The organism is Streptococcus sp. CL5.50 (assembly GCF_049738015.1).
Taxonomy (GTDB): domain Bacteria; phylum Bacillota; class Bacilli; order Lactobacillales; family Streptococcaceae; genus Streptococcus; species Streptococcus mitis_CA.
Map to the genome: position 1 here is coordinate 34320 of NZ_JBKOTR010000008.1, position 22092 is coordinate 56411.

20 protein-coding genes and 1 other annotated feature are annotated in these 22092 nt (G+C 40.4%); all 20 genes read left to right on the plus strand.

Features of this window, described 5'->3' with window-relative positions; all coding sequences use genetic code 11:
- Positions 1-10 precede the first annotated feature (10 nt).
- The 20 genes from aroA to ACLNCV_RS06505 all read left to right on the plus strand — a co-directional run bounded on the left by aroA (position 11) and on the right by ACLNCV_RS06505 (position 22038).
- Positions 11-1294, plus strand: coding sequence for a 3-phosphoshikimate 1-carboxyvinyltransferase (gene aroA, locus ACLNCV_RS06410; protein WP_060628569.1), 1284 nt, complete (start codon positions 11-13; stop codon positions 1292-1294).
- On the plus strand, positions 1287-1763 hold the full coding sequence (locus ACLNCV_RS06415; protein ID WP_084925799.1) for a shikimate kinase: 477 nt from the start codon (positions 1287-1289) through the stop codon (positions 1761-1763). Before aroA ends, ACLNCV_RS06415 begins: the two co-directional genes overlap by 8 nt.
- Entirely contained in the window at positions 1760-2608 is an 849-nt protein-coding gene (gene pheA, locus ACLNCV_RS06420; RefSeq protein ID WP_084925798.1) for a prephenate dehydratase, read from the plus strand. Before ACLNCV_RS06415 ends, pheA begins: the two co-directional genes overlap by 4 nt.
- Entirely contained in the window at positions 2605-3915 is a 1311-nt protein-coding gene (locus tag ACLNCV_RS06425) for an LCP family protein (protein ID WP_261028914.1), read from the plus strand. Before pheA ends, ACLNCV_RS06425 begins: the two co-directional genes overlap by 4 nt.
- Positions 3916-4040: 125 nt before the next feature.
- Positions 4041-4886, plus strand: coding sequence for a LicD family protein (locus ACLNCV_RS06430; protein ID WP_261015250.1), 846 nt, complete (start codon positions 4041-4043; stop codon positions 4884-4886).
- A complete protein-coding gene (locus ACLNCV_RS06435; protein ID WP_261126394.1) occupies positions 4876-5979 on the plus strand; it encodes a glycosyltransferase in 1104 nt (367 codons plus the stop codon). The genes ACLNCV_RS06430 and ACLNCV_RS06435 overlap by 11 nt, the downstream gene beginning before the upstream one ends.
- 1 nt (position 5980) lies before the next feature.
- Complete coding sequence (locus tag ACLNCV_RS06440) at positions 5981-6967, plus strand: glycosyltransferase (RefSeq protein ID WP_261126395.1); 987 nt, start codon at positions 5981-5983, stop codon at positions 6965-6967.
- A gap of 15 nt (positions 6968-6982) precedes the next feature.
- Complete coding sequence (locus ACLNCV_RS06445; RefSeq protein ID WP_033684924.1) at positions 6983-8452, plus strand: O-antigen polysaccharide polymerase Wzy family protein; 1470 nt, start codon at positions 6983-6985, stop codon at positions 8450-8452.
- Positions 8445-9479 carry a prephenate dehydratase gene (locus ACLNCV_RS06450; protein ID WP_261056077.1) on the plus strand — a complete coding sequence of 345 codons (1035 nt, stop codon included), beginning with the start codon at positions 8445-8447 and terminating at the stop codon, positions 9477-9479. Before ACLNCV_RS06445 ends, ACLNCV_RS06450 begins: the two co-directional genes overlap by 8 nt.
- 314 nt (positions 9480-9793) lie before the next feature.
- Positions 9794-10534 (plus strand): adaptor protein MecA, encoded by a 741-nt coding sequence (mecA, locus tag ACLNCV_RS06455; protein WP_173876737.1) that lies wholly within the window; start codon positions 9794-9796, stop codon positions 10532-10534.
- 146 nt (positions 10535-10680) lie between these two features.
- Positions 10681-11967 carry a homoserine dehydrogenase gene (locus ACLNCV_RS06460; protein WP_173876003.1) on the plus strand — a complete coding sequence of 429 codons (1287 nt, stop codon included), beginning with the start codon at positions 10681-10683 and terminating at the stop codon, positions 11965-11967.
- 1 nt (position 11968) lies between these two features.
- Complete coding sequence (gene thrB, locus ACLNCV_RS06465) at positions 11969-12838, plus strand: homoserine kinase (protein ID WP_049516101.1); 870 nt, start codon at positions 11969-11971, stop codon at positions 12836-12838.
- Between the two features lie 214 nt (positions 12839-13052).
- Entirely contained in the window at positions 13053-13991 is a 939-nt protein-coding gene (gene msrB, locus ACLNCV_RS06470) for a peptide-methionine (R)-S-oxide reductase MsrB (protein WP_261126396.1), read from the plus strand.
- Between the two features lie 59 nt (positions 13992-14050).
- The gene (locus tag ACLNCV_RS06475; RefSeq protein ID WP_261126399.1) at positions 14051-15775 is read left to right on the plus strand and encodes an ABC transporter ATP-binding protein/permease; all 1725 of its coding nucleotides are present in this window, start codon (positions 14051-14053) and stop codon (positions 15773-15775) included.
- A gap of 1 nt (position 15776) precedes the next feature.
- Positions 15777-17525 carry an ABC transporter ATP-binding protein gene (locus tag ACLNCV_RS06480; RefSeq protein ID WP_424845018.1) on the plus strand — a complete coding sequence of 583 codons (1749 nt, stop codon included), beginning with the start codon at positions 15777-15779 and terminating at the stop codon, positions 17523-17525.
- Positions 17526-17639: 114 nt separating this feature from the next.
- Positions 17640-18899, plus strand: coding sequence for a TRZ/ATZ family protein (locus ACLNCV_RS06485; protein WP_261028891.1), 1260 nt, complete (start codon positions 17640-17642; stop codon positions 18897-18899).
- Between the two features lie 77 nt (positions 18900-18976).
- Positions 18977-19112 (plus strand) — a sequence feature (ribosomal protein L10 leader region).
- A 38-nt stretch (positions 19113-19150) separates the two neighbouring features.
- Entirely contained in the window at positions 19151-19651 is a 501-nt protein-coding gene (gene rplJ / locus ACLNCV_RS06490) for a 50S ribosomal protein L10 (RefSeq protein WP_001287277.1), read from the plus strand.
- A gap of 72 nt (positions 19652-19723) precedes the next feature.
- Positions 19724-20092: a 50S ribosomal protein L7/L12 gene (rplL, locus tag ACLNCV_RS06495; protein WP_001196965.1), complete on the plus strand. Its 369-nt coding sequence runs from the start codon at positions 19724-19726 to the stop codon at positions 20090-20092.
- Between the two features lie 280 nt (positions 20093-20372).
- Positions 20373-21377 (plus strand): NADP-dependent oxidoreductase, encoded by a 1005-nt coding sequence (locus ACLNCV_RS06500; protein WP_049542935.1) that lies wholly within the window; start codon positions 20373-20375, stop codon positions 21375-21377.
- Between the two features lie 16 nt (positions 21378-21393).
- Complete coding sequence (locus ACLNCV_RS06505; protein WP_261116358.1) at positions 21394-22038, plus strand: TetR/AcrR family transcriptional regulator; 645 nt, start codon at positions 21394-21396, stop codon at positions 22036-22038.
- Positions 22039-22092: the final 54 nt, after the last annotated feature.

Genomic DNA, 22092 nt, shown 5'->3' on the forward strand with positions numbered 1-22092 from the left:
GAGGTCCAGTATGAAACTAAAAACAAACATTAGCCACTTACACGGCAGTATCCGAGTTCCAGGTGACAAGTCTATTAGCCATCGGTCCATTATCTTTGGAAGTTTGGCTGAGGGTGAGACCAAGGTTTATGATATATTACGTGGCGAAGACGTCCTTTCGACCATGCAAGTCTTTCGTGCCCTTGGTGTTGAGATTGAGGATAAAGATGGGATTATTACCATTCAAGGTGTGGGCGTGGATGGCTTTAAAGTCCCACAAAATGCCCTTGATATGGGAAATTCTGGCACCTCGATTCGCCTGATTTCAGGTGTTCTTGCTGGTGCAGACTTTGAAGTAGAAATGTTTGGAGATGACAGTCTTTCCAAACGACCTATGGACCGTGTGACTCTTCCACTGAAAAAAATGGGCGTCAGCATTTCGGGACAAACTGAGCGAGACCTTCCTCCCCTTCATTTAAAAGGGACGAAAAACCTAAGACCTATTCATTATGAGTTGCCAATTGCCTCTGCTCAAGTCAAATCAGCCTTGATGTTTGCAGCCTTGCAGGCCCAGGGGGAGTCTGTAATTATCGAAAAAGAGTGCACCCGTAATCATACTGAAGATATGTTGCAACAATTTGGTGGTCATTTAAGTGTGGACGGTAAGAAAATCACAGTCCAAGGGCCACAAAAATTGACAGGACAGAAGGTGGTCGTACCAGGAGATATTTCCAGTGCAGCCTTTTGGTTGGTCGCAGGTTTGATTGTTCCAAATTCTCGTGTAGTGCTGAAGAATGTTGGTATTAACGAAACGCGTACAGGTATCATCGATGTCATTCGTGCTATGGGTGGAAAACTAGAAATAACTGAAATTGACCCAGTCGCTAAATCTGCTACCTTGATTGTTGAGTCTTCTGACTTGAAAGGAACAGAGATTGGTGGCGCTTTGATTCCACGCTTGATTGATGAATTGCCCATTATTGCTCTTCTTGCTACCCAAGCACATGGTGTAACAGTTATCAAGGATGCTGAGGAACTTAAGGTCAAGGAAACAGACCGCATTCAGGTTGTGGCAGACGCTTTAAATAGCATGGGTGCGGATATCACACCTACAGCAGATGGAATGATTATCAAAGGAAAATCAGCCCTTCACGGTGCTAGAGTCAATACTTTTGGAGACCATCGTATCGGCATGATGACAGCTATCGCGGCCCTCTTGGTTGCTGATGGAGAGGTGGAGCTTGACCGTGCTGAAGCTATCAATACCAGCTATCCTAGCTTCTTTGATGATTTGGAGAGCTTGATTCATGGCTAAGGTGTTATTAGGCTTTATGGGGGCTGGAAAATCGACTATTGCAAGAGGATTGGATCCAGATTATCTCGATATGGATGCTCTGATAGAGAAGCGCTTAGGCATGTCCATTGCGGAATTTTTCTCGGAAAAGGGAGAAGAATCCTTTCGTCAGATAGAGTCTGAAGTCCTAGCTGATTTACTACAAAGAGATCAAGTTGTGTCAACTGGTGGAGGAGTGGTTATTTCTCAGAGAAATCGCAACTTACTCAAGACCAATTCTGATAATATCTACCTAAAAGCTGATTTTGAAACCCTCTACCAACGCATAGCAGCTGATAAGGACAATCAGCGCCCGCTTTTTCTAAATAATAGCAAGGAAGAATTAGCAGCTATTTTCCAAGAAAGACAGGCTTGGTATGAGGAAGTGGCTAGTCGAATTTTAGATGTGACCAAGCTAAGCCCAGAGGAAATTATAGAGGAACTGAGATGAAAATTGCTTATCTAGGTCCCAAGGGATCATTTTCACACCACGTTGTGCAGACAGCTTTTCCTCATGAGGAATTGCAGGCCTTTGCCAATATTACAGATGTCATCAAGGCCTATGAGCAAGGCTTGGTGGACTATTCTGTGGTGCCAGTTGAAAATTCTATCGAAGGTAGTGTTCATGAAACCTTGGACTACCTTTTTCATCAGGCTCGCATCCAAGCAGTGGCAGAAATTGTTCAGCCTATTCATCAGCAGTTGATGGTGGTTCCAGGTCATACTAAGATTGAAAAGATTTTTTCTCATCCTCAGGCTTTGGCTCAAGGAAAGAAATTCATCGATGAACAATATCCAGAGGTCCAAATCGAGGTAACAGCTAGTACAGCTTATGCGGCCCGTTTTATTTCCGAACATCCAGACCAGCCTTTTGCAGCAATTGCGCCTAGAAGTTCTGCTGAAGAATATGGCTTGGAACTGATTGCCGAGGATATTCAGGAAATGGAAGCCAATTTCACACGTTTCTGGGTTGTGGGGGCTGAAAAGCCTAGTATTCCCTTGCAAGCACAAACTGAGAAAATGAGTTTGGCCTTGACCTTACCTGACAACCTTCCAGGTGCACTTTATAAGGCCCTGTCGACTTTTGCTTGGCGAGGAATTGACCTGACAAAAATTGAAAGTCGACCACTCAAGACAGCACTGGGTGAATACTTTTTCATTATCGATGTTGATTATGCCGATAAGGACTTGGTCCACTTTGCCCAAAAAGAATTAGAAGCGATTGGAATCCAGTATAAAGTACTGGGTGCCTATCCTATTTATCCAATATCAGACCATGGAAAGGAGAGAAGATGAGCAAAGAAAATCCCTTAAGCCATCACGAGCAGTTGCGTTATGACTATCTTTTTAAGAACATTCATTACCTCAATGAGCGAGAGAAAAAAGAGTTTGCTTACCTGCAAGGTAAGTTAAATATGGCTAGCAGTAGTAAAGCTTCTCCAGAAATTTATAATGAAAATCACGATATGGAAGAGTCTTTCATGGAACCAGTCAATCAGTCTCCTCTTCCATCCTATGGTAACCGTAGTCGTGCAAAAAAATATCAGAAAAGTTATCCTCTTCCAAAGGTTAAGTCCAAAAAACGTAAGATTCGTTGGGGGCGCATTTTTGCAGGATTGCTTGCCCTTCTAGCCTGTGTCGGTTTTGGCATGATTTTTATGTTCCTAAAAGGTTATTCAAATGCGGATCCAAACAAACCTGCCAATGCTAAGGCAGCTCAAGTAGAAGTTTTTCATGGTCAAGATACCAAGGATGGGGTTAATATCTTGATTATGGGAACAGATGGACGGATTGGCCAAAATAGTGCTGAGACGCGAACGGATTCTATTATGGTACTAAATGTTGGTGGCTCAGATAAGAAAATTAAGCTGGTCAGCTTCATGCGTGATAATTTGGTTTATATAGACGGTTATAGCCAAGTCATTAACGGTAGAAAACAATCCGATAATAAATTGAATGTGGCCTATGAACTAGGGGAACAAGAAGGCCAAAAAGGGGCAGAAATGGTTCGCCAAGTATTGAAAGATAATTTTGATTTGGATATTAAATATTACGCTTTGGTAGATTTTCAGGCCTTCGCAACCGCTATTGACACTCTATTTCCTGATGGTGTGACGATTGATGCCAAATTCTCAACCTTAGAAGGTCAACCTTTAACCGAAGCTACAGTCGGAGATGATTTACATGCTACGGAAACAGAGTCACCAACCCAGACTATCAAAGTTGGGAAACAGCAGATGAACGGTTCGACCTTGCTAAATTATGCTCGCTTCCGTGATGATGACGAAGGTGATTATGGTCGTACAAAGAGACAACAGCAAGTGTTGACAGCTGTTCTGCAACAACTCAAGGATCCAACCAAACTCTTTACTGGATCAGAAGCACTTGGTAAGGTCTTTGGCATGACCTCTACGAATGTTCCGTATAGTTTCCTACTGACCAATGGCTTATCCTTCCTAGATGGAGCACAAAATGGCATTGAGAGATTAACAGTTCCAGAACTAGGTGATTGGGTCGATGCCTATGATGTCTATGGAGGACAGGCACTCTTAGTAGACCAAAATAAATATCAAACCAAGCTCGCTCAAATGGGAATGAGATAAGTTAAGACAGAAAAATCAAAGTTTGAAGGCTATGTATATAGCAGTCAGGCTTTGATTTTTTACAGTCTGCAATAGATTTTCATCCCTTATTTGTGGTATAATGGAACGATACGATAGAAAGAATAATGAACAATATGACTGATTTAAAAGCAATTCAGGCTCGTAGTCTGGAGATGGCTGAATATTTTGTTGCCTTTTGCAAGGAACATGATTTACTTTGTTATCTCTGTGGAGGAGGTGCTATTGGTGCCCTTCGAAACAAGGGGTTTATTCCTTGGGACGACGACCTAGACTTTTTTATGCCTCGTAAGGATTATGAGAAATTAGCAGAAATATGGCCTCGTTATGCAGATGAGCGTTATTTCTTGTCAAAGAGTAACAAGGATTTTGTCGATCGTAATCTTTTTATTACCATTCGTGACAAGGAAACCACCTGTATCAAACCTTACCAGCAGGATTTGAATTTACCACATGGTTTGGCCTTGGATGTGTTGCCTTTGGATTATTATCCGAAAAATCCAGCTGAGCGAAAGAAGCAGGTTCGCTGGGCACTGATTTATTCACTCTTTTGTGCGCAAACTATTCCAGAAAAGCATGGCGCACTTATGAAATGGGGAAGTTGCATTTTACTCGGTTTGACGCCAAAATCACTCCGTTATCGCATTTGGAAAAAAGCTGAAAAAGAAATGACCAAGTACAGTCTGGCTGAGAGCGATGGAATCACGGAGTTATGCTCAGGGCCTGGCTACATGAGAAATAAGTACCAAATCGCATCTTTTGAAGATAATCTCTTCTTGCCATTTGAAGAGACAGAGATGCCCATTCCAGTTGGATATGATGCCTATCTAAGCACTGCTTTTGGAGACTACATGACACCTCCACCAGCAGATAAGCAGCTACCACATCATGATGCTGTCATCGCTGATATGGATAAGTCTTATACAGAATACAAGGGAGAATATGGTGGCTAAGAAAAAAATATTATTTTTTATGTGGTCTTTTTCTCTCGGGGGTGGCGCAGAGAAGATTCTATCTACCATTGTTTCAAATCTAGATTCAGAAAAGTATGATATTGATATTCTTGAAATGGAACATTTTGATAAGGGATACGAATCTGTTCCCAAGCATGTACGCATTTTAAAATCCCTTCAGGATTATCGCCAATCCAGATGGATTCGAGCTCTTTTGTGGAGAATGAGAATTTATTTTCCAAGATTGACACGTCGTTTACTGGTGAAAGATGACTATGATGTTGAAGTTTCCTTTACCATTATGAATCCTCCACTTTTGTTCTCTAAAAGAAAAGAAGTCAAGAAAATCTCTTGGATTCATGGAAGTATCGAAGAATTTATTAAGGATAGCTCCAAAAGAGAATCACACAGACGCCAGTTGGATGCTGCGGATACCATTGTAGGAATTTCAAAAAAAACCAGCAATTCTATCAAGGAAGTCTATCCAGATTATGCTTCGAAATTACGGACAGTTTACAATGGATATGATTTTCAGAGTATTCTAGAAAAATCTCAAGAGAAGATCGATATCGAGATTGCGCCTCAAAGTATCTGTACTATCGGACGGATTGAGGAAAATAAGGGTTCTGACCGTGTGGTGGAAGTGATACGATTATTACACCAAGAGGGAAAAAACTATCATCTCTATTTTATCGGGGCTGGGGATATGGAAGAGGAACTGAAAAAACGCGTCAAAGAGTATGGGCTTGAGGACTATGTACATTTCCTTGGTTATCAAAAAAATCCTTATCAGTATTTATCTCAGATGAAAGTTCTCTTGTCTATGTCTAAGCAAGAAGGTTTTCCTGGTGTTTATGTGGAATCTTTGAGCCTTGGAATCCCTTTTGTCTCTACGGATGTTGGAGGGGCTGAGGAATTATCCCAAGAAGGAAGATTTGGACAAATCATTGAGAGCAATCAAGAGGCAGCGCAGGCAATTATGAACTACATGACTTCTGCTTCAAACTTTGATGTTAATGAAGCCAGCCAATTCATTCAACAATTTACAATTGCCAAACAAATCGAACAAGTAGAAAAACTATTAGAGGAGTAGCATGGAAACTGCATTAATTAGTGTCATTGTGCCAGTCTATAATGTGGCGCAGTACCTAGAAAAATCGATAGCTTCCATTCAGAAGCAGACCCATCAAAATCTGGAAATTATTCTTGTCGATGATGGAGCAACAGATGAAAGTGGTCGCTTGTGTGATTTAATCGCTGAACAAGATGATAGGGTGTCAGTGCTTCATAAAAAGAATGAAGGCTTGTCACAAGCGCGAAACGATGGAATGAAGCAGGCTCATGGAGATTATCTGATTTTTATTGACTCAGATGATTATATCCATCCGGAAATGATTCAGAGTTTATATGAGCAATTAATTCAAGAAGATGCGGATGTTTCGAGCTGTGGTGTCATGAATGTCTATGCTAATGATGAAAGCCCACAGTCAGCTAATCAGGATGAGTATTTTGTCTGTGATTCTCAAACATTTCTGAGGGAATACCTCATAGGTGAAAAAATACCTGGAACGATCTGTAATAAGCTAATCAAGAGAGAGATTGCAACTGCCCTATCCTTTCCAAAGGGATTGATTTATGAAGATGCTTATTATCATTTTGATTTGATCAAGTTGGCCAAGAAGTATGTGGTTAATACCAAACCCTATTATTACTATTTCCATAGAGGGGATAGTATTACGACTAAACCTTATGCAGAGAAGGATTTAGCCTATATTGATATCTATCAAAAATTCTATAATGAAGTTATGAAAAACTATCCGGACTTGAAAGATGTTGCTTTTTTCAGATTGGCTTATGCTCATTTCTTTATTCTGGATAAGATGTTGCTAGATGATCAGTATAAACAATTTGAAGCCTATTCCCAGATTCATCGTTTTTTAAAAAGCCATGCCTTTGCTATTGCTAGGAATCCAATTTTCCGTAAGGGGAGAAGAATTAGTGCTTTGGCTCTATTCATAAATATTTCCTTATACCGATTCTTATTACTGAAAAATATTGAAAAATCTAAAAAATTACATTAGAACGGGGGTGAGCAAGTGATTGATGGGAAACGATTATTATTTAGTTTGACCATAGTCAGCTATGCCTTGACGCTAGTAAGTGGAATTGTGTATCTGTTTAATAATAACAATGTTAGCTTGCTTTCTACTTTATTGTTCTTACTGGTTAGTAGCTTAATTGCTTGTTGGAATGATATCAAGTATTACTTAATCCATTTTATTTTCTTTTTAACTATTTTTGTATTTCTGGTATCAAGGCCGACCATTGATTATTTTAGGGATGGTGCTTTGGATACCTATCATCCCATAGCCTATCGTTTTGCCTTTATAGTCGTCATGGTTTCGATATTGGGATTGACCACAGGGGGGCTCCTAGCTCGCTATTTTATAGCTAGAAAGCAAATAAAAGTACCCAAGATAGGAAGTTCTCTAAAAGATGTTTACATCAAGCGGTTGCGCTTTGTATCGCTAGGAGTTTTTCTTCTAACCTATCCTTTCTATTTCATTCGGTTATTTGAACGGCTCCTGTATCGCTTGCAGACTTCCTACTATGCCTACTATGCAAACTTTGAAAGTAAACTACCTTATTTTACCTATATCTTATCAACATTTACGGTCTATGCAATGTGTATGTATTTGGCAACCAAGCCAAAGAAATTGCAGGCAACAGCAGTGCTTGTCTCCTTTATTGCAGCTAATACTATTCATTTGGCAATCGGGACACGCAATCCCTTTATTTTAAGTATTCTATTTGCTTTCGTTTATTACTTTATGCGAGAGCAAACAGAAAAGGGAAAATGGATTGGATTTAAAGAAAAGTTAGCGATTTTTGTAGGTTCTCCTATTCTCATGTTAGCGATGGGAATACTCAATTATGTACGGGATAATGTCCAAGTTTCCCATACAGGTTTCTGGGATATCTTACTTGACTTTATCTATAAACAAGGAACCAGTTTTGGTGTTTTGGCTCGAGGCTTTCTATTTAACAGTAGCCTCCCTTACCGAGATTTACGCAATTTTACTTTTGGTCCTGTTATTGATTATTTTGCAAGGGGAAGTTTAGGGGCTATTTTCGGAGGAAAAGCCTTTGAGCATACAACCAATAGTGTGGAACTAGCTATTGATAGTAATAGTTATGCCCACAATCTATCCTATCTTGTCTTAAACAAGGAATACTTGAAAGGACATGGTATCGGAAGTAGCTATATTATGGAGTTGTATACCGACTATGGTATGATAGGAGTCTTTCTACTTAGTCTCTTGCTAGGTATGTTATTCATAGCCATGCTGCAAGTAGCCTATCGTTCAAGAACAATCCTATTTGCCTTGTCCCTACTTATCTTGAATAATCTATTCTTTATGCCAAGAAGTAGTTTTTCAGAAAGTTTCTTCAATTTATTTACAATGCAATTCTGGGGAATTGTTCTTGTGATTATATTTGTAGCGAAAATGCTTACAAAGGAAAACCAGTATCTACTAAACAAAGGAGAAAAAAATCATGTTTGAACATTATTCAGTAGCTGATTTGTTTGCAAATCTATACAAAAAACGAAAAGCAAATATTCTAGCTCTTATCGCTTTATTTGCTCTCATTGCTGTACCATTTACAATTAAAGCAGTTAAGAATAAAAATACTGTCAAAGACACAACAAGTTATTCAACTTATATCAGCTATAAAATCACCCCTCCAGAAGATTCAGCTAAAACGATTTTGAATCATCAAATTGGTGGTTATAGTGATTTCTACGGGAAATTGATTGATGGGAATTTGAATGGAGCTTATCTTTTCAATGATGTAGAGCCTAGTGAGTTGAAAAAAATTGCCAGTGAATTAGATACGACAGAAACAACCTTGAAAAATTCTACAAGTGACTATTGGTGGAAAAAACTGACTGTCTACTATATGATTGACGATGCAGGGGTTGGTGTGAAAATTTTGACACCAAGTAAAAATGCCAACGACTTGTTAGAGCGAAAAATTGATGGATTGATTGAGAAATTTAAACACACTTATGCAAATGTGAAAATTGAAAAATTGGAAACCATCAACTCTAAAGAATTGAATGCAAATGGTGAGACAGCGCTTGGATTAAACGTCAAGAATCTGATTCTTCGTCTAGCTGTTATTGGAGTAGTTTGTGTGATTTTGGTTGTGATGGGAAATGTATTAGTTTATCTCTTTAATCCAACAATCAATAGAGCAGGTGATTTTTCTCAATATCAAATTGATTTTGTAACAGAGATTACAACAATTGCTAATCTAGCAGATATTCTATCATACAAAAATGCTGGACAAGAATTGACTATCGTTAGCTCAAACAAAGCTATTCTAGATAAATTGAAACAAAATCAAGAGTCTTTAAAAGGAATTCATTTTGTCGATTTACAAGATGTGCCATCTCTTTTAGAAAGAGATACAGTCCTTCTTGTTGAAGAGTACGGAGTGACTCGTTATAAGAAATTTGAGCAAAGTCTTCAAATTCTTAGAAACTTAAATCGTTCTATCCTCGGTGTAGCAACCTTTAAACTATAAGCTTTCTGATGTATTAGGTCTTCAAAGTTGGCTAAGAGCCGATTTTGAAGGCTTTTTCTATTTGTCTGCAGAAATTTTCTCTTATACTCAATGAAAATCAAAAAGCAAACTAGGAAGCTAGCCGCAGGTTGCTCAAAGCACTGCTTTGAGGTTGTAGATAAAGCTGACGTGGTTTGAAGAGATTTTCGAAGAGTATTAGAGTCTTCTACAGAAGTTACCCTATGGAAAATCTATCCCGGCAGAGGAGCCTTCTTTTGATAAAATCGTAAAAATCTAGTATAATAGATAGAACTGAAAGTATGAGGTTACTAGCAATGAAAATGAAACAAATCAGTGATACAACTTTAAAAATCACGATGTCTTTAGAGGATTTGATGGATCGTGGCATGGAGATTGCTGACTTTCTTGTCCCTCAAGAAAAAACAGAAGAGTTCTTTTATGCCATCTTGGATGAGTTAGAGATGCCTGAGAGCTTTTTGGATACAGGTATGTTGAGCTTCCGTGTGACTCCAAAACCTGATAAGGTTGATGTTTTTGTAACCAAATCAAAGATTGACCAAAATCTAGATTTTGAAGATTTATCAGATTTACCAGACATGGAAGAATTGGCTCAAATGTCGCCAGATGAGTTTATTAAAACTTTAGAAAAAAGCATCGCGGACAAAACCAAAGATGATATCGAAGCCATTCAATCTCTAGAGCAAGTTGAAGCCAAGGAAGAAGAGGAAGAGCAGGCTGAACAAGAAGCTGAAAGCAAGAAAGAGCCTTACATCTACTACATCCTTTCTTTTGCTAAGTTGGCTGACTTGGTAGCTTTTGCCAAGACAGTGACTTTTGAGATGGAAACTTCTGAACTCTACAAGATGAACGAGCGCTATTATTTGACTATTCTAGTGGATATTGAAAATCATCCAAGTCCATATCCAGCTTGGCTGTTGGCCCGTATGCGCGAGTTTGCGGACGATAGTGACATCAGTCGCTCAGTTTTGCAAGAGTATGGTCAAGTCTTGATGAATCACGATGCAGTGCTCAATTTGCAAAAGATTGGTTCATAATTTTAAAAATCAATTTTCATCTATCAAGAAAGACGAATCATGGGATTCGTTTTTTCTTTTTATACTGAAATAGTGAATTACTATAATAGGAATTTTCACAAAATTCTGTTATAATGGCTATATTAGAAAATTTCGAGGAGACAAACATGACAGTTAAAATTGCTTTACTAGGATTTGGTACCGTTGCAAGTGGTGTGCCTTTCCTCCTAAAGGAAAATGGAGAAAAAATCAAACAATCAGCACATTCAGAGATTGAAGTTGCTAAGGTATTGGTCAAGGATGAAGATGAAAAGAATCGCTTGCTTGCAGCAGGGAATGACTTTAACTTTGTAACCAATGTGGATGATATTTTGTCAGACCAAGACATTACGATCGTAGTGGAATTGATGGGGCGTATCGAGCCTGCTAAGACCTTTATCACTCGTGCCTTGGAAGCTGGGAAACACGTTGTTACTGCCAACAAGGACCTTTTGGCTGTCCATGGCGCAGAATTGCTAGAAATCGCTAAAGCCAACAAGGTAGCACTTTACTATGAAGCAGCAGTAGCTGGTGGGATTCCAATTCTTCGCACTCTAGCAAATTCATTGGCTTCTGATAAAATCACTCGCGTGCTTGGTGTGGTTAACGGAACTTCTAACTTCATGATGACCAAAATGGTGGAAGAAGGATGGTCTTACGATGATGCTCTTGCGGAAGCTCAAAGACTTGGTTTTGCAGAAAGTGACCCGACAAATGACGTAGATGGGATTGATGCAGCATACAAGATGGTGATTTTGAGCCAATTTGCCTTTGGTATGAAGGTTGCCTTTGACGATGTAGCCCACAAGGGAATCCGCAACATCACACCAGAAGACGTAGCTGTAGCCCAAGATCTTGGCTATGTAGTGAAATTGGTTGGTTCTATCGAGGAAACTCCTTCAGGAATTGCTGCGGAAGTAACTCCAACCTTCCTACCTAAAGCGCACCCACTCGCTAGTGTGAATGGGGTGATGAACGCTGTCTTTGTAGAATCTATTGGTATCGGTGAGTCTATGTACTACGGACCAGGTGCTGGTCAAAAACCAACTGCAACAAGTGTTGTGGCGGATATTGTCCGTATTGTTCGTCGCTTGAATGATGGAACCATCGGTAAAGATTTCAACGAATATAGCCGTGACTTGGTCTTGGCAAATCCAGAAGATGTCAAAGCAAATTACTACTTCTCAATCTTGGCTCCAGACTCAAAAGGTCAAGTCTTGAAATTGGCTGAGATTTTCAACGCTCAAGATATTTCCTTCAAGCAAATCCTCCAAGATGGCAAAGAAGATGACAAGGCGCGTGTTGTGATTATTACACATAAGATCAATAAAGCCCAGCTTGAAAATGTTTCAGCTGAATTGATGAAGGTTTCAGAATTCGACCTCTTGAATACCTTCAAGGTGTTAGGAGAATAAGATGAAGATTATTGTACCTGCAACCAGTGCCAATATCGGGCCAGGTTTTGACTCGGTCGGTGTAGCTGTAACCAAGTATCTTCAAATAGAGGTCTGTGAAGAACGAGATGAGTGGCTGATTGAACACCAGATTGGCAAATGGATTCCACATGACGAGCGCAATCTCTTGCTCAAAATCGCTTTGCAAATTGTACCAGACCTGCAACCAAAACGTTTGAAAATGACCAGTGATGTTCCCTTGGCGCGTGGTTTGGGTTCTTCTAGCTCGGTTATCGTTGCTGGGATTGAACTAGCCAATCAATTGGGTAAGCTCAACTTGACAGACCATGAAAAATTGCAGTTAGCGACAAAGATTGAAGGGCATCCTGACAATGTGGCTCCAGCCATTTATGGTAATCTCGTTATTGCAAGTTCCGTTGAAGGGCAAGTTTCTGCTATCGTAGCAGACTTCCCAGAGTGTGATTTCCTAGCCTACATTCCAAACTATGAATTGCGTACTCGAGACAGCCGTGGCGTCTTGCCTAAGAAATTGTCTTACAAGGAAGCTGTTGCGGCTAGTTCTATCGCCAATGTGGCGGTTGCAGCCTTGTTGGCAGGAGACATGGTGACCGCTGGGCAAGCAATCGAGGGCGACCTCTTCCACGAGCGCTATCGTCAGGACTTGGTGAGAGAATTTGCAACGATTAAGCAAGTAGCCAAAGAAAATGGTGCCTATGCAACCTACCTTTCTGGTGCTGGGCCGACAGTTATGGTTTTGGCTTCTCATGACAAGATGCCAACGATTAAGGCGGAATTGGAAAAGCAACCTTTCAAAGGAAAACTTCATGACTTGAAAGTTGATACCCAAGGTGTCCGTGTCGAAGCAAAATAAAGAATAGAAGATAGGATGGGGAAACTCTTGATCAGAGGGCTTCCTATCCTTTTTTTGAAAAGAAGTTTATACTCAATGAAAATCAAAGAGCAAACTAGGAAGCTAGCCGCAGGCTGCTCAAAACACTGTTTTGAGGCTGCAGATGGAAGCTGACGTGGTTTGAATTTAATTTTCGAAGAGTATTAGTTAAAAACTTGATAAAGGAGAAATAAAGATGGCAGAAATTTATCTAGCAGGTGGTTGTTTTTGGGGTCTAGAGGAATATTTTTCACGAATTTCTGGAGTGCTAACAACCAGTGTTGGCTACGCTAATGGTCAATTCGAAACGACCAATTACCAGTTGCTCAAGGAAACAGACCATGCAGAAACGGTTCAAGTGATTTACGATGAGAAGGCAGTGTCACTCAGAGAGATTTTACTTTATTATTTCCGTGTCATCGACCCTTTATCCATCAATCAACAAGGGAATGACCGTGGTCGCCAATATCGAACTGGGATTTATTACCAGGACGAAGTAGACTTGCCAACTGTCTACACTGTGGTGCAGGAGCAGGAGCGCATGCTGGGTCGAAAGATTGCAGTGGAAGTGGAGAAACTACGTCATTACATTCTGGCTGAAGACTACCACCAAGACTATCTTAAGAAAAATCCTTCAGGTTACTGTCATATCGATGTGACCGATGCTGATAAGCCATTGATTGATGCAGCAAGCTATGAAAAACCTAGTCAAGAGGTGTTAAAGGGCAGTTTATCTGAAGAATCCTATCGTGTTACCCAAGAAGCTGCCACAGAGGCTCCATTTACCAATGCCTATGATCAAACCTTTGAAGAGGGCATTTATGTAGACATTACGACGGGTGAGCCACTCTTCTTTGCTAAGGATAAGTTTGCCTCAGGTTGTGGTTGGCCAAGTTTTAGCCGTCCGATTTCCAAGGAGTTGATTCATTATTACAAAGACTTGAGCCATGGAATGGAGCGAATTGAAGTTCGTTCTCGTTCAGGAAATGCTCACTTGGGTCATGTTTTCACAGATGGACCGCGTGAGTTTGGTGGCCTCCGTTACTGTATCAATTCCGCTTCCTTACGCTTTGTATCCAAGGATGAGATGGACGAAGCAGGATATGGCTATCTATTACCTTACTTAAACAAATAAAATTCAGAGGGTGGGACTTCCCACTTTCTTCATTTTCAGAATAAGAATAGAAGGGATTTATGAAACACTTACTATCTTACTTTAAACCCTACATCAAGGAATCGATTTTGGCACCCTTGTTCAAGCTACTAGAAGCTGTGTTTGAGCTCCTGGTTCCCATGGTGATTGCAGGGATTGTTGACCAATCCTTGCCCCAGAGAGATCAAGGGCATCTATGGATGCAGATTGGCCTACTCCTTATCTTTGCAGTGATTGGCGTTTTAGTGGCCTTGGTAGCCCAGTTTTACTCAGCCAAGGCAGCGGTTGGTTTTACCAAAGAACTGACAGACGACCTTTATCGTCATATTCTTTCCTTACCCAAGTATAGCAGAGATCGTCTGACAACTTCTAGCTTGGTAACTCGCTTGACTTCGGACACCTATCAGATTCAGACTGGTATCAATCAATTCCTGCGTCTCTTTTTGCGAGCGCCTATTATTGTTTTTGGTGCCATTTTTATGGCCTATCGCATCTCGTCTGAGCTGACTTTCTGGTTCTTGGTCATGGTTGTCATTTTGACCATCGTCATTGTAGGTCTTTCTCGATTGGTCAATCCTCTCTACAGCAGTCTCAGAAAGAAAACGGACCAGTTGGTTCAGGAAACGCGCCAGCAATTACAAGGCATGCGGGTTATTCGTGCTTTTGGACAAGAAAAACGAGAATTACATATTTTTCAAACCCTTAACCAAGTCTATGCTAGATTGCAAGAAAAGACGGGTTTCTGGTCTAGTTTATTAACCCCTCTGACTTATCTGATTGTTAATGGAACTCTCCTCGTTATTATCTGGCAGGGCTATATTTCAATTCAAGGAGGTTTACTCAGTCAGGGTGCCCTGATTGCCCTTATCAACTATCTCTTACAAATTTTGGTGGAATTGGTTAAGCTCGCCATGCTGATCAATTCTCTTAACCAGTCCTATATCTCAGCCAAGAGAATCGAGGAAGTCTTTGCTGAAGCTCCAGAGGATATCTACTCAGAGTTAGAACAAAAGCAAGCTACCAGCAATCAGGTTTTACAAGTCCAAGAACTGACCTTTACATATCCAGATGCGGCCCAGCCTTCTCTGAGAGGCATTTCCTTTGATATGAAGCAAGGGCAAATCCTTGGTATCATTGGGGGAACGGGTTCTGGTAAATCAAGCTTGGTGCAAGTCTTACTTGGACTTTACCCAGCAGATAAGGGAAGCATTGACCTTTATCGAAATGGACGTAGTCCTCTTAATCTTGAGCAGTGGCGGTCTTGGATTGCCTATGTGCCCCAAAAGGTCGAACTCTTTAAGGGAACTATTCGTTCCAACTTGACTTTGGGTTTCAATCAAGAAGTATCTGACCAAGAACTCTGGCAGGCCTTGGAAATTGCGCAAGCTAAGGATTTTGTCAGTGAAAAGGAAAGGCTCTTGGATGCAACTGTTGAGGTAGGAGGTCGAAATTTCTCAGGCGGACAAAAACAAAGGCTGTCTATCGCGCGTGCAGTCTTGCGCCAAGCTCCGTTCCTTATCCTAGATGATGCGACCTCGGCCCTTGACACCATCACCGAGTCCAAGCTCTTGAAAGCTATTCGAGAAAATTTGCCAAATACAAGCTTAATCTTGATTTCTCAACGGACTTCGACACTACAGATGGCTGACCAGATTCTCCTCTTGGAAAAAGGTGAGCTCCTAGCTATCGGCAAGCACGAGGACTTGATGAAGACTAGCCAAGTCTATCGTGAAATCAATGCATCCCAACATGGAAAGGAGGACTAGCATGAGACGACAAACTGCAAACCAGACGCTCAAACGTTTGGCAAAAGATTTAGCAAGTCATCCGTTCCTTCTTTTTCTAGCCTTTCTAGGAACTATTGCCCAAGTTGGCTTATCAATTTATTTACCTATCCTGATTGGGCAGGTTATAGATCAAGTCCTAGTGGCTGGATCTTCACCAGTTTTTTGGCAAATTTTTCTCCAGATGCTCTTGGTAGTCATAGGAAATACTCTGGTACAATGGGCCAATCCTCTTCTTTATAATCGTCTAATCTTCTCTTATACCAGAGACTTGCGAGAGCGAATCATCCATAAGCTCCATCGGCTACCGATTGCCTTTGTGGATCGGCAAGGCGGTGGCGAGATGGTCAGTCGTGTAACCACGGACATAGAACAGTTGGCAGCTGGTTTGACCATGATTTTTAACCAATTTTTCATTGGTGTTTTGATGATTTTGGTAAGTATTCTAGCCATGCTTCAAATTCACCTCCTCATGACCCTCTTGGTCTTGTTGCTGACACCACTGTCCATGGTGATTTCACGCTTTATTGCCAAACGCTCTTATCATCTCTTCCAGAAGCAAACAGAGACGAGAGGCATTCAGACTCAGTTGATTGAAGAATCGCTTAGCCAGCAGACGATTATCCAGTCCTTCAATGCTCAGGAAGAGTTTATGAAAAGATTGCATGAGGCGAATGCCAACTACGCAGGCTATTCTCAGTCTGCCATCTTTTATTCTTCAACGGTTAATCCTTCGACTCGCTTTGTCAATGCACTCATTTATGCGCTTTTAGCTGGAGTAGGAGCTTATCGTATCATGATGGGGTCCACCTTGACCATTGGGCGTTTAGTGACTTTTTTGAATTATGTCCAACAGTACACCAAGCCCTTTAACGATATTTCTTCAGTTCTAGCTGAGTTACAAAGTGCGTTAGCTTGTGCAGAGCGCATCTATGCTATCTTAGAAAGTCCTGAAGTGGCTGAAACAGGCAAGGAAGTTTTGACCAGTGACCAGGTTAAGGGGGCTATTTCCTTTAAGCATGTTTCTTTTGGCTACCATCCTGAAAAGATTTTGATTAAGGATTTATCTATTGATATTCCAGCTGGCAGCAAGGTAGCTATTGTTGGTCCGACTGGTGCTGGAAAATCAACCCTTATCAATCTTCTTATGTGTTTTTATCCCATTAACTCGGGAGATATCTTGCTAGACGGACGATCCATTTATGACTATAGTCGTGCCTCTTTACGCCAGCAGTTTGGAATGGTGCTTCAAGAAACCTGGCTCAAGCAAGGGAGCATTCATGACAATATTGCTTTTGGAAATCCTGATGCCAGTAGGGAGCAGGTGATTGCTGCTGCCAAAGCAGCCAATGCAGACTTTTTCATCCAACAGTTGCCGCAGGGATACGATACCAAGTTGGAAAATGCAGGAGAATCTCTCTCTGTCGGTCAGGCTCAACTTTTGACCATTGCGCGTGTCTTTCTGGCTATTCCAAAGATTCTTATCTTAGACGAGGCGACTTCTTCTATCGATACACGGACAGAAGTATTGGTTCAGGATGCCTTTGCCAAGCTCATGAAGGGACGTACAAGTTTTATCATCGCCCACCGCTTGTCAACCATTCAAGATGCGGATTTGATTCTTGTCTTGGTTGATGGTGATATTGTTGAGCATGGTAATCATCAGGAACTCATGGCTAGAAAGGGCAAGTATTACCAAATGCAGCAAGCTGCAGCTTTTAGCTCTGACTAATCATTTCTACTTTAAAATCTTATGGACAAAAAAAGTTGCCTTAGGGTGACTTTTTTGTTACAATAGCTAGAAAAATTATTCACTTTAAATTGTATTTTAGAAAAGGAGCCTATAATGAAAGTCTTTCAGCATGTAAATATCGTGACTTGTGACAAAGATTTCCATGTTTATCTAAATGGAATCTTAGCTGTTAAGGATTCTCAAATCGTCTATGTTGGTCAAGAGAAGTCAGAGATTTTAGAGCAAGCTGAGCAGATTATAGACTATCAGGGAGCCTGGATCATGCCTGGTTTGGTCAATTGCCATACCCATTCTGCTATGACAGGCTTGAGAGGGATTCGAGATGATAGCAATCTCCATGAATGGCTCAATGACTATATCTGGCCAGCAGAAGCTGAGTTTACACCAGATATGACTACCAAGGCGGTCAAAGAAGCGCTGACAGAAATGCTCCAGTCAGGAACAACAACCTTTAACGATATGTATAATCCCAATGGAGTGGAGATTGAGCAGATTTATCAGGCAGTCAAGGCTTCCAAGATGCGTTGTTATTTCTCACCGACCCTCTTTTCTTCAGATACAGAAACAACTGCTGAGACTATAAGCAGAACACGAGCTATTATCGAAACAATCATAGGATATGAAGATCCAAATTTCAAGGTGATGGTGGCACCACATTCTCCCTACAGCTGTAGTAGAGACTTGCTGGAAGAGAGTCTAGATATGGCAAAAGAGCTGAATATTCCCATCCATATCCATGTGGCGGAGACCAAGGAGGAATCAGGAATTATCCTAAAACGATACGGCAAACGCCCCCTCACCTTTCTAGAAGAACTGGGTTACTTAGAGCATCCGTCTGTCTTTGCTCACGGGGTCGAATTAAACGAGCGAGAAATTGAACGCTTAGCAACTTCTCAAGTAGCTGTTGCGCATAATCCTATTAGTAACCTCAAATTGGCATCAGGGATTGCTCCCATCATCCAACTGCAAAAAGCAGGAGTAGCAGTCGGAATTGCGACTGATTCAGTTGCTTCCAACAACAATCTTGATATGTTTGAGGAAGGACGAACAGCAGCTCTCTTACAGAAAATGAAGAGTGGAGATGCCAATCAGTTTCCAATCGAAACAGCCCTCAAAGTTCTAACGATAGAAGGTGCTAAGGTTCTTGGAATGGACGAACAGATAGGAAGTCTGGAAGTTGGCAAGCAAGCAGATTTTCTGGTCATCCAACCACAAGGGAAAATCCATCTTCAACCCCAAGAAAATATGCTCTCTCACCTGGTTTATGCTGTTAAATCCAGTGATGTTGATGATGTCTATATCGCCGGACAACAAGTTGTCAAGCAAGGTCAAGTCCTAACAGTAGAACTTTAAAAGAAAAATCACGAAAAAATTTTTAAAAAAAGTTTGCAAAAATCTTGCATTCTTTTTTTGACTATGCTATACTTATATACGGTTTGAAAAAACTGCCTAAGACAGTAGGGGAGCTCGACTCATAAGGATCCTACCGAGGACAAAACGTATCATGTAAAAAGAAGCGTATTGTACTTTCGTGTCTAGGTTTGGGCGCGTTTTTCTTTTGGAAAAATTCCCCAAGCAAAATAATAACGGAGGTGAACACACTAATGAGTGAAGCAATTATTGCTAAAAAAGCGGAACTAGTTGACGTAGTAGCTGAAAAAATGAAAGCTGCTGCATCTATCGTCGTTGTAGACGCTCGTGGTTTGACAGTTGAGCAAGATACAGTTCTTCGTCGTGAGCTTCGTGGAAGCGAAGTTGAGTACAAAGTGATTAAAAACTCAATCTTGCGTCGTGCAGCTGAAAAAGCTGGTCTTGAAGACCTTGCATCTGTATTTGTTGGACCATCTGCAGTAGCATTTTCTAACGAAGATGTTATCGCACCAGCGAAAATCTTGAACGACTTTTCTAAAAACGCTGAAGCACTTGAAATCAAAGGTGGTGCAATCGAAGGCGCTGTCGCATCTAAAGAAGAGATTCTTGCACTTGCAACTCTTCCAAACCGCGAAGGACTTCTTTCTATGCTCCTTTCTGTACTTCAAGCGCCAGTGCGCAACGTTGCTCTTGCAGTCAAAGCGGTTGCAGACAACAAAGAAGACGCAGCTTAATCTTAAGCTACGCAGCGTAGCCTAGCTACGAAAATCTATTATAAATTTAAAACATATTTGGAGGAAATAACAATGGCATTGAACATTGAAAACATTATTGCTGAAATTAAAGAAGCTTCAATCCTTGAATTGAACGACCTTGTAAAAGCTATCGAAGAAGAATTTGGTGTAACTGCAGCTGCTCCTGTAGCTGTTGCTGCAGCTGGTGCTGCTGACGCTGGTGCTGCTAAAGATTCATTCGACGTTGAATTGACATCTGCAGGCGACAAAAAAGTTGGCGTTATCAAAGTTGTACGTGAAATCACAGGTCTTGGTCTTAAAGAAGCTAAAGAACTTGTTGACGGTGCACCAGCACTTGTTAAAGAAGGCGTTGCAACTGCAGAAGCTGAAGAAATCAAAGCTAAATTGGAAGAAGCTGGAGCTTCAGTTACTCTTAAATAATAGAGCAACTACATTAGTAGCTTAAAAACATGATTAAACCGCTATTCTTAGGACTAGCGGTTTTTCTTTTTATCTGTCATGGGGCAAAAAGGGGGAAAGGAATCTTTAAAAGTGAGGAGAGTTAGATTGAAAGAATCATATTGGTAAATCGAAATGATGGATATTTGTATCATGTCATAAATCGTTATCAAACGATAATATTGATTTTCTTACAAATTAAGAGTATAATTTATAAAAATGAGTGCTCACTCAATTTTTGTGAAATTAAGGAGTAAAGAAAATGGTTGTTGAAGCAATAGAGTACAGTCGTTTCGGTAACGAAGAGGACTTGGATTTGCTGCAGATAGACTCTACAGCCTTGGATGTAAATCAAGTGAGAGTAGAAGTTCATGCTGTTGGTTTAAATCCTATTGATTATAAAACTTTTGAGGGAGCGAAACCCCTTCGATTTCTATCTTTTATAACGAAATTAAGGAAACCAAGTCGTTGGTTTGAATCCAAATCATCTCTATTTCCAAGAGGTGTGGGGAGAGATTTTTCTGGAGTTATTACAGAAGTTGGAAATGAAGTAACTAGGTTTTCAGTAGGAGATAAGGTGTTTGGAACAATGATTAGCGATCCTGGTTTGGGAACTAAGAGGGGAGCTTTAGCAACAGAAATTTGTGTCAATGAATCGGAAATTGTATTCAAACCAGAGATGATCGACATGACTCACGCAGCTACTATGGGAGTAGCTGCTCTAACTGTGGGTGGGGCTTTTAGAAGAATCGGTTTAAATTCAAGAGATACTGTTGTTATTTCAGCTGCAGCAGGAGGTATTGGAAGTATTGCAGTACAGTATGCAGTTGCTAAGGGGGCGACAGTGATTGGAATAGCAAGTAAGAAAAATGCAGAGTATCTGAAGTCTTTAGGTGCCATACCAGTAAGTTACGAAGAGAATATCAAGAAGGCTCTTCTATCAGCTAGTCCAACGCCTATTACAAAATTTTTGGATTGTTATGGATCTGATTATGTTAGATTGGCTTTTAGTTTAGGCTTGAAAGGGACAGCTATTGGGACATTAGTACCTTCGCCCTATGTTATGATAAAAGGTGCTCAGTTTACTGGTCCGAGACATTCCACATATGATGATTTTAGCACTTTAGCTGAAATGGTCTCAGACGGGAAGGTTCAGCTGAAAATTGATCAAGTGTATGACTTTTCTCTAAAGTCAGTTAGAGAAGCCTATCGTAGTCTGAAAATGGGACACAGTCGAGGCAAAAAAGTCGTAAAAGTAAGAGAGTAGAAGAGAGGTGCTAGCGATGGAAAGTTTAGAACAAAAGTATGCTCAGACGTTAGAAGTTAGCAACTTGAGCTTGAAACAACGTCGAGTATTATTATCAAGCTTAAAATTATTCTCAGAAATTGGATTTGAAAATACAACGTCCAGCCTTATTGCCGAACGCGCTGGAGTGTCAGAAGGAACTGTTTTTAGTTACTTTAAAACAAAGGAAGGTATTTTAGAAGCCATTTTATCTACTTTTCTAGAACAGGTTATTCCAGAAGTGATTGCGGATTTCTCAGAAAAAAAATTCACAGTAGATCAAGAAACTTTTCCCTTCTTTTTAAAAAGTATTGTTAAAGATAGGCTCTTTTTCATTCAGGAGAATCAAATGCATGTTAAAATTCTCTTGGGGCGTTCTTTTATTGATAAAAATCTTTCTATCCAGTTAGGAAATATTATTGTTCAATCTATAATAGAACCAATTAGCCCCGTTTTGAATCAATTTAAAGAAAAAGGACTTATTCTAAATTGGTCAAATGAAAGAATTGTTCGTTACATATTAGCATTGAGTTTTTCTTATCTTATTCCAATGATGTTGAATGATGAAGGAACTATAAACATAGATGAAACAGTTGATGAAATTGTTGAATGTTTGTCATCTGCCCTAATGAAAGTAAAATAAATTCTGATGTTAAAACTCACTGTTAATGGTGAGCTTTTTTTGAACCCAATGTAA

What these genes read in the sequence shown, in the direction of transcription:
- aroA (WP_060628569.1), top strand. Translation starts at nt 11, where the DNA reads ATGAAACTAAAAACAAACATTAGCCACTTACACGGCAGTATCCGAGTT.
- ACLNCV_RS06415 (WP_084925799.1), top strand. Translation starts at nt 1,287, where the DNA reads ATGGCTAAGGTGTTATTAGGCTTTATGGGGGCTGGAAAATCGACTATT.
- pheA (WP_084925798.1), top strand. Translation starts at nt 1,760, where the DNA reads ATGAAAATTGCTTATCTAGGTCCCAAGGGATCATTTTCACACCACGTT.
- ACLNCV_RS06425 (WP_261028914.1), top strand. Translation starts at nt 2,605, where the DNA reads ATGAGCAAAGAAAATCCCTTAAGCCATCACGAGCAGTTGCGTTATGAC.
- ACLNCV_RS06430 (WP_261015250.1), top strand. Translation starts at nt 4,041, where the DNA reads ATGAACAATATGACTGATTTAAAAGCAATTCAGGCTCGTAGTCTGGAG.
- ACLNCV_RS06435 (WP_261126394.1), top strand. Translation starts at nt 4,876, where the DNA reads ATGGTGGCTAAGAAAAAAATATTATTTTTTATGTGGTCTTTTTCTCTC.
- ACLNCV_RS06440 (WP_261126395.1), top strand. Translation starts at nt 5,981, where the DNA reads ATGGAAACTGCATTAATTAGTGTCATTGTGCCAGTCTATAATGTGGCG.
- ACLNCV_RS06450 (WP_261056077.1), top strand. Translation starts at nt 8,445, where the DNA reads ATGTTTGAACATTATTCAGTAGCTGATTTGTTTGCAAATCTATACAAA.
- mecA (WP_173876737.1), top strand. Translation starts at nt 9,794, where the DNA reads ATGAAAATGAAACAAATCAGTGATACAACTTTAAAAATCACGATGTCT.
- ACLNCV_RS06460 (WP_173876003.1), top strand. Translation starts at nt 10,681, where the DNA reads ATGACAGTTAAAATTGCTTTACTAGGATTTGGTACCGTTGCAAGTGGT.
- thrB (WP_049516101.1), top strand. Translation starts at nt 11,969, where the DNA reads ATGAAGATTATTGTACCTGCAACCAGTGCCAATATCGGGCCAGGTTTT.
- msrB (WP_261126396.1), top strand. Translation starts at nt 13,053, where the DNA reads ATGGCAGAAATTTATCTAGCAGGTGGTTGTTTTTGGGGTCTAGAGGAA.
- ACLNCV_RS06475 (WP_261126399.1), top strand. Translation starts at nt 14,051, where the DNA reads ATGAAACACTTACTATCTTACTTTAAACCCTACATCAAGGAATCGATT.
- ACLNCV_RS06480 (WP_424845018.1), top strand. Translation starts at nt 15,777, where the DNA reads ATGAGACGACAAACTGCAAACCAGACGCTCAAACGTTTGGCAAAAGAT.
- ACLNCV_RS06485 (WP_261028891.1), top strand. Translation starts at nt 17,640, where the DNA reads ATGAAAGTCTTTCAGCATGTAAATATCGTGACTTGTGACAAAGATTTC.
- rplJ (WP_001287277.1), top strand. Translation starts at nt 19,151, where the DNA reads ATGAGTGAAGCAATTATTGCTAAAAAAGCGGAACTAGTTGACGTAGTA.
- rplL (WP_001196965.1), top strand. Translation starts at nt 19,724, where the DNA reads ATGGCATTGAACATTGAAAACATTATTGCTGAAATTAAAGAAGCTTCA.
- ACLNCV_RS06500 (WP_049542935.1), top strand. Translation starts at nt 20,373, where the DNA reads ATGGTTGTTGAAGCAATAGAGTACAGTCGTTTCGGTAACGAAGAGGAC.
- ACLNCV_RS06505 (WP_261116358.1), top strand. Translation starts at nt 21,394, where the DNA reads ATGGAAAGTTTAGAACAAAAGTATGCTCAGACGTTAGAAGTTAGCAAC.